The sequence below is a fragment of the Achromobacter sp. genome, assembly GCF_032113835.1.
Taxonomy (GTDB): Bacteria; Pseudomonadota; Gammaproteobacteria; order Burkholderiales; family Burkholderiaceae_B; genus Achromobacter.
The window spans coordinates 1-6,779 of the sequence record NZ_DAMCTG010000149.1 but is presented as its reverse complement, the minus strand read 5'-3'; the positions used below and the strand labels follow the sequence as shown (position 1 = coordinate 6,779).

The following is a 6,779-nucleotide window of genomic DNA, read 5'->3' as shown; positions in this document are numbered from 1 at the left end:
TGCTGCGGCGTCAGGTAGTCGGGCAGCAGTCCCATGATGGCGTTGGCGCTCATGGACTTGCCCGACCCGGATTCGCCCACGATGCACAGGATCTCCCCGGCGCGGATGTCGTACGAGACGTTTTCCACCGCGTAGGGACGGTCGCCGCCCTTGGGCAGTGCAATGGACAGGTTCTGGATGGACAGCAGCGGCGTCGATTCTGGGGTTGGATTCATGCCGGCCTCCTATTCGCCGCGCTTGCGCAGTTGCGGGTTGAGGGCGTCGTTCAGGCCTTCGCCGATCAGGTTGATGGCCAGCACGGTCAGCAGAATGGCGACGCCGGGCCACACGCTCATCCACCAGGCTTCGCGGATCATCGTGCGTGCCGCGCCGATCATGAAGCCCCAGCTCATCAGGTTGCGGTCCCCCAGCCCCAGAAACGACAGGGACGACTCGGTCAGGATGGCGGTCGCCACCATAAACGAGGCCGACACGATGATGGGCGACATGGCGTTGGGCAGGATCTGTGTGCCGACGATGCGCGCCGGCGTCTGGCCAATGACGATGGCCGCCTGCACGAACTCGCGCTGCTTGAGCGTCATGAACTCCGACCGCACCAGCCGCGCGGCCGGCGGCCATGACACCACGGCGATCGCGCCCATGATCGAATACACCGACGGACTCAGGATGGCCACCAGCACCACGGCCATCGCCAGTTGCGGAATGGTCTGGAAGAACTCGGTGAAGCGCATCAGCGCATCGTCCACGCGGCCGCCGCAATAGCCGGCCACGGAACCGACCAGGATGCCGAACAGCAGCGCCACGGCGGTCGACAGCAGCCCCACCATCAGCGACACGCGCGCGCCCCACACCAGGCCGGCCGTGATGTCGCGGCCCAGCATGTCCGTGCCGAACGGATAGTCCGCGTTGGTGAACGGCGGGATCAGCGGATCGGCCACCATCATCCACGGCGATTCCTCGTACAGCAGCGGCGCCGCCAGGGCCACGGCCACCACGATCAGCATGATGACCAGGCCGGCCACCGCCCCGTAATTGCGCATGTAACGTTGGGCGAATGACTTCATGCGGAAGCTCCTTGCTGCGCGCCCGCGCCGATGCGCGGATCGATCAGGCGGTACAGCACGTCGGTCAACAGGTTGAAGACGACGACCATGATGGACGTGACCAGGAAGATGCCCAGCAGAAGCTGGTAGTCGCGTTGCAGCAGGGCGTCGAACATCAGGCGTCCGATGCCGGGCCACGCAAAGACGGTTTCGGTCAGGACTGCGCCGCCCGCCATTTGCCCGAGCTGGATGCCGGCAAACGTGATGACCGGCAGCAGCGCGTTGCGCAGCACGTGCGCGCGGATCACGCGGCTGGGGCTCACGCCCTTGGCGCGGGCCGTTTTCACAAAGTCCATGCCGATCACTTCCAGCATCGATGCGCGGGTCAGCCGCACGTAGACGGCCATGAAGAAGCAGCCCAGTGTCACGGTCGGCAGGATGAGGTGCAGCGCGATGTCGCCCGCGCGCGCCCAGCCGGTCAGGTTGGCGCCCACGGTTTCCATGCCGAACGCCGGCAGCCAGCCCAGCACCACCGAAAACAGCAGGATGCCCATCAGCGATAACCAGAAGAGCGGCGTGGCGTACAGGAGCAGGGCGCCGGTCATCACCGAGCTATCGATCCAGCGGCGCTTGTTGCGGTAGCGAGCCTTGGCCGCCACCACGCCCAGCAGCACGCCCAGCACGATGGAAAACACGAAGGCGCACGACATCAGGAGGAACGTGGCGGGCAGGCGCTCGACGATCAGGTCCAGCACCGGCACATGGTTCCGGTAGGAAAAGCCCAGGTCCAGCTGCACCACACCCTTCAGGTAGAGCAGCAACTGGGTCATGATCGGCTTGTCCAGCCCGAAGGCGACGCGTAGTTGGTCCACGTAGGCGGCATCGCCCGCGCCGGCCTGTCCGGCCAGCACGGCGGCGGGGTCGCCGGGCGCCAGCCGGATCAGGAAGAAATTGATGATCACCACGCCCAGCACCACCACCAGGGCCTTGCCGATGCGGGAAAGCAGGAAAGACAGGAATCTCATGCTCGGGTCCTTTCAGGACGGGCTTTGCCGGCGGCAAGCGGGCCCATCGCGCAGCCGGGCGCCGCCGCGGGTCAAGCCCACGGCGGCGCTTCGGCAGCGCTTACTTCTTCTCGATGTAGACGTCGTCGAACGACTCGTTCAGACCGATGGCGGTCTTCACCAGGTTCTTCACGTTGGCGCGAGACAGGGTGGGGAACTCCATGTCGACCAGGAAGCCATTGGCCACCTCATTGACCAACGTCGTCTGGATCTTGGTGTAGAGCTCTTGACGCTTGGCTGGATCGACTTCGGAGGCGGCGGCCTCCCACATCTTGTCGGTCTCGGGATTGCTGTATCCCTGCACGTTGGCAAAGGGCGATCCCTTCACGATGTTCGACGAGATGTACAGCCGCTGCACGCCCAGCGCGGGGTCGCCGTACTGGTAGGTGAAGGTGGTGGTCAGGTCGAAGTCCCAATTGCCGGTGCGGCTGGCCCAGCCGCCGGCGTCCGTCGATTCCACGTTCACCTTGAAGCCAAGCTGTTCGAGCGCCTGTTTGGTGTATTCGCCCAGCCGGTCCCAGGTCGAGCCGTACGGGAAGCTCAACTGGCGGATCGTGTAGTCGCCCGGCTTGATGCCCGATTCCTTGATCAGCGCGCGCGCCTTCTTCATGTCGAACGGCATCGGCGGCATGTTCTTGTCGTAGAACATCTCGGTCGTCACGAACGGGCTGGTCGACACCTTGCCCAGGCCGAAGAAGATGTTGTTGACCACCATGTTGCGGTTCATCGCGGCCATGACGGCCTGGCGCACCTTCAGGTTGTCGAAGGGCGGCTTGCGCATGTTGAAGATCAGGTAGGCCTGCGGCGAGAACATCTCCCAGCCCGCCGTCGTGTATTCCACATTGGGCAGGCCGCGCAGGCGCTTGATGTCGACGTTGTCGACGTCGCCGCCGCGCAGCACGTCCACGCTGCCGCGCTCAAAGGCCACGGCGCGCGAGGCCGCATCCGGAATCACGTTGAATACCAGTTCATCCAGGTAGGGCTTGCCCGGCTTCCAGTAGTCCGGGTTGCGCGCCAGCTTGATGTATTCGCCGCGCTTCCATTCCTTGAAGACGAACGGGCCGGTGCCCACGGGCTTCTGGTTGGCGGGGTTGGTCATGAAGTCCGTGCCGGCGTACAGATGCTTGGGCATCATGGGCGCAAAGCCGGGTTCGAACATCAGCATGAAGGCCGGAAACGGCGTCTTCAGCTTGATGACCACGGTCTTGGCGTCCGGCGCCGTCACGGAATCGACGAACTTGTTCAGGATGACGCGGGCGCGCGCATGGGTCTTGGGCAGCATCTCCGCCAGCGAGAACACCACGTCTTCGGACGTGAACGGTTTGCCGTCATGCCACTTCACGTTGTCCTGCAGATGGAAGGTGTAGGTCAGCCCGTCCGCGGCGGCTTCCCAGGACTTGGCCAGGCCGGGCTGCGGCTTCAAGTCGGTGGAGTAGGTCAGCAGGCTCTCGTAGATCTTGCCCGCAACGAATTGCGTCGGCCCCTGCTGATTGATGGCCGTGACGATCACCGGCGGTTCGGGCTGCACGATCATGTTCAGCGTGCCGCCCTTGGTCTGGGCGAACGCCTGCGTGGCGGGCAGCGCGGCCGCAAGGACCAATGCGCCGATGCTTAGGGAAAACCAGTTTTTCGATTTCACTGCGAGCCTCCGGGCTGGAAAGGGTCGGACAGGCGGCCGCTTGGACGCGGCGATAGCCGTGCCGAATCAAGCAAACCTCATGCCACCTGCGTTTCTCGGGTACTGCGGGTGGAGCTGCTGCAACAATGCTTCGTTCAGGTGCTGGTTAAGGCGCCGCGCACCAATGCGGAGAATTCAGTGGTGCTTCGCCAGGGAGGCGAGGGCGGCGAGCGCCGCGTGGACGGCGTGGGCGGCTGCGGTGCGGTGAATGTCCGGCTGCAAGTTTTTCCCCTTTGCATTTTTTGTTGGACGAATCAGGCGTGCTGGCTACGGCTTGGGCAAATCATTCAGGGCGCTAACTGGCGCCGTTGGCCCGCGCCACCATGGCGTCGAGCAATACGTTGCAACCGGCCTCCAGATGCTCGGGCCGGGCGTCTTCGATCTCGTTGTGGCTGATGCCGTCCTTGCATGGCACGAAGATCATGGCGGTAGGTGCGACGGCGGCCATGTAGACGGCGTCGTGTCCGGCGCCGGTGACGATGTTCATGGCGGGCAGGCCACGGTTCGCGGCGCCCTTGCGCACCTTGTCGACCAGATCTTGATCGAACGGCGTCGGCGGGAAATACTGCACATCCTTCACCTCGACACGCACGCCATGCGCGACGGCGATGTCGTCGCAGACGCGCCGCCAATCCTGGTCCATGCGGTCCAGCGTCGCCTCGTCTTCGTGGCGCAGGTCCGTGGTGAAACGCACCTGGCCCGGGATCACGTTGCGCGATCCCGGAAAAGCGTGGATCTCGCCCACCGTGCCGCGTCCGTGCGGCTGGTGGGTGTTGGCGATGTTCACGACCGCTTGAAGCAGGAAGCTCGTGGCAAAAAGCGCGTCGCGGCGGATCGCCATCGGCGTCGGACCGGCGTGCATCTCCATGCCTGTCACCGTGACGTCGTACCAGCGCAGGCCGAGCGACCCGGTCACCACGCCGACGGTCTTTTCCTCGTGCTCAAGGATCGGGCCCTGCTCGATGTGCGCCTCGAAATAGGCGTCGACCGGGCGGCCGCCCACGGGATCGGCGCCCGCGTACCCGATGGCGGCAAGCTCGTCGCGCACGCTGATGCCCTGCGCGTCGCGGGCCGACAGCGCGGTCTCCAGCGGAAATTTGCCTGCAAATACGCCCGATCCCATCATCACGGGCACGAAGCGCGAACCTTCCTCGTTGGTCCAGATGGCCACTTCCAGCGGAGCTTCGGTCTGCACGCCCGCGTCGTTCAGGGTGCGGATGACTTCCAGCCCGGCCAACACGCCATAACAGCCGTCGAACTTGCCGCCCGTGGGCTGCGTGTCGATGTGGCTGCCCGTCATGACGGGCGGCAGGCTGTCGTCGCGGCCCGCGCGCCGGGCAAAGATGTTGCCCACCTGGTCCACGCGCACCGTCATGCCGGCGTCGCGCATCCAGCCGGTCACCAGATCGCGCCCCTGGCCATCGAGCGCGGTGAGCGCCAGGCGGCAGTTGCCGCCCTTGGGCGTCGCGCCGATCTGCGCAAGATCCATCAAGGATTGCCACAGCCGATTGCCGTTGATGGACAGGGTGGATGTCGTCATAGATCGCCTCGGGGGTTGGAAACGTCGCCAAAGTCCTCGCGCAATCGCGCCAGGATGCCAAGCAGGTGCGCGTGCATGGCATGGCGCGCCCGCATGGGGTCGCGCGCCACGATTGCGGTCAGGATGCGTTGGTGTTCGGCGTGGGCGACGGCCCACACCTTGGCATCGACGAAGTAGTCCTGCATCCGCCGGTACACCGAGCTGGACTGGGTCAGGTTCCACAGATGGCCCACCGCGGCGGCCAGCGCGGCGTTGCCGCAGGCGGCTGCGATCGCGCCGTGGAACTCGCGGTCGTGCCGGCCGGGCGAATCCGTCAGGGACATGCCTTCGTGCGCCTCGCGGATCGCCGCAAGCTGGGCGGGCGTGGCGTGCTGGGCGGCCATGCCGGCGCATTCGGGTTCGATGAGCAGGCGGGCTTCCAGCAGGTCGAACGGCCCGATGTCGTCGGCGCTTTGCGCCGCATTGGCGTTCGGCCCGGCGGCAGACGCCGCGCCGGCGCCTTCCTTGTCCGCCACGAATACGCCGGTGCCGACGCGGACCTCGACATAGCCCTCGATTTCAAGCGCGATCAACGCTTCGCGGATCGACGCGCGGCTGACCTGAAGTTGTTCGGCCAGATCCCTTTCTGACGGCAACCGCCGGCCGCGCGGAAAGTCGCCCGCCCGGATGCGTCCCGCAATCTGGTCGGCGATCATGCGATACAGACGAGTGACAGCGACGGCTTGAAAGGTGCTCATCGGGCGGTCTGCGCAAAGGGTTGGCCTGGTGGTCAGGCCACCAATATAGGCACCTCGCCTTTGAAACAAAAGGGGAAACCGTCACTTTCAGGGAAAACGATGTGAGGGATTCCACCGCTGTTCGTCTGGTGGTCAGGCCAGTGGAGGAATATTCCGGCCTGGGTTCGGCATGCGCCTACTGCGCGTCGCCGTCCGGTTCGGGCGTTTGCGTGAACGCCCGAACCAGCCGGGCAATGCCGTCGAGTTCGTCATGTGCGCCCACCACCCATTCCGGCTTGCCGAACGGGCTGTCCGCCGGCGTGTCGTCCAGATTGGCCTTCAGGTCGCCCAGGAGTTCCAGCGCCATGTCGGTGGCCTGGGGGCTGCTGCGGGTCGACAGGGCGATCGCGATCGCCAGCGCTTGGCGCATGGCCAGCAGGCGGCCTTCCAGTTCGGTTTCCATGTTTGTTCCTTGTTTGCTGCGGGAATGTGTTGCGGGAATCGGGCTGCATGATTCTCGCTGAGTAAGTCTTGCCCGGTGAATCGCGGCATTTTACGGGGGAGGGCAGTGCATCAGGCACGCGCTCGCCCGTCTCGGAAAAGCTTGCCCCGCGGCAGACGCGGTGCTCGCCGTTTGCGCAAGATCAATGTGGCGGGGACCGGGCAGGCGAATAATCCGGGTTATGCAAGCCGCTCTACGCCCTCAATCTTCGGAATCGCCGGCGCCCGCCACCGCCG

Annotated in this window: 7 protein-coding genes; all 7 read right to left on the bottom strand. The window is 65.2% G+C overall.

Annotation, left to right across the window (positions count from 1 at the left end; genetic code table 11):
• The coding region (locus tag RT697_RS26520; protein WP_313702613.1) for an ATP-binding cassette domain-containing protein at positions 1 to 215 on the bottom strand (215 nt) is incomplete at its 3' end.
• 9 nt (positions 216 to 224) lie between these two features.
• On the bottom strand, positions 225 to 1,064 hold the full coding sequence (locus RT697_RS26515) for an ABC transporter permease (protein WP_056569649.1): 840 nt from the start codon (positions 1,062 to 1,064) through the stop codon (positions 225 to 227).
• Complete coding sequence (locus RT697_RS26510; RefSeq protein ID WP_313702612.1) at positions 1,061 to 2,068, bottom strand: ABC transporter permease; 1,008 nt, start codon at positions 2,066 to 2,068, stop codon at positions 1,061 to 1,063. The genes RT697_RS26515 and RT697_RS26510 overlap by 4 nt, the downstream gene beginning before the upstream one ends.
• A 100-nt stretch (positions 2,069 to 2,168) precedes the next feature.
• A complete protein-coding gene (locus RT697_RS26505; RefSeq protein ID WP_313702611.1) occupies positions 2,169 to 3,746 on the bottom strand; it encodes an ABC transporter substrate-binding protein in 1,578 nt (525 codons plus the stop codon).
• A 334-nt stretch (positions 3,747 to 4,080) separates the two neighbouring features.
• Positions 4,081 to 5,325: a Zn-dependent hydrolase gene (locus RT697_RS26500; protein WP_313702610.1), complete on the bottom strand. Its 1,245-nt coding sequence runs from the start codon at positions 5,323 to 5,325 to the stop codon at positions 4,081 to 4,083.
• On the bottom strand, positions 5,322 to 6,062 hold the full coding sequence (locus RT697_RS26495; protein ID WP_313702609.1) for a FadR/GntR family transcriptional regulator: 741 nt from the start codon (positions 6,060 to 6,062) through the stop codon (positions 5,322 to 5,324). Before RT697_RS26495 ends, RT697_RS26500 begins: the two co-directional genes overlap by 4 nt.
• A gap of 175 nt (positions 6,063 to 6,237) precedes the next feature.
• Positions 6,238 to 6,504, bottom strand: a complete 267-nt coding sequence (locus RT697_RS26490) for a hypothetical protein (protein ID WP_313702608.1) — start codon at positions 6,502 to 6,504, stop codon at positions 6,238 to 6,240.
• Between the last annotated feature and the right edge of the window lie 275 nt (positions 6,505 to 6,779).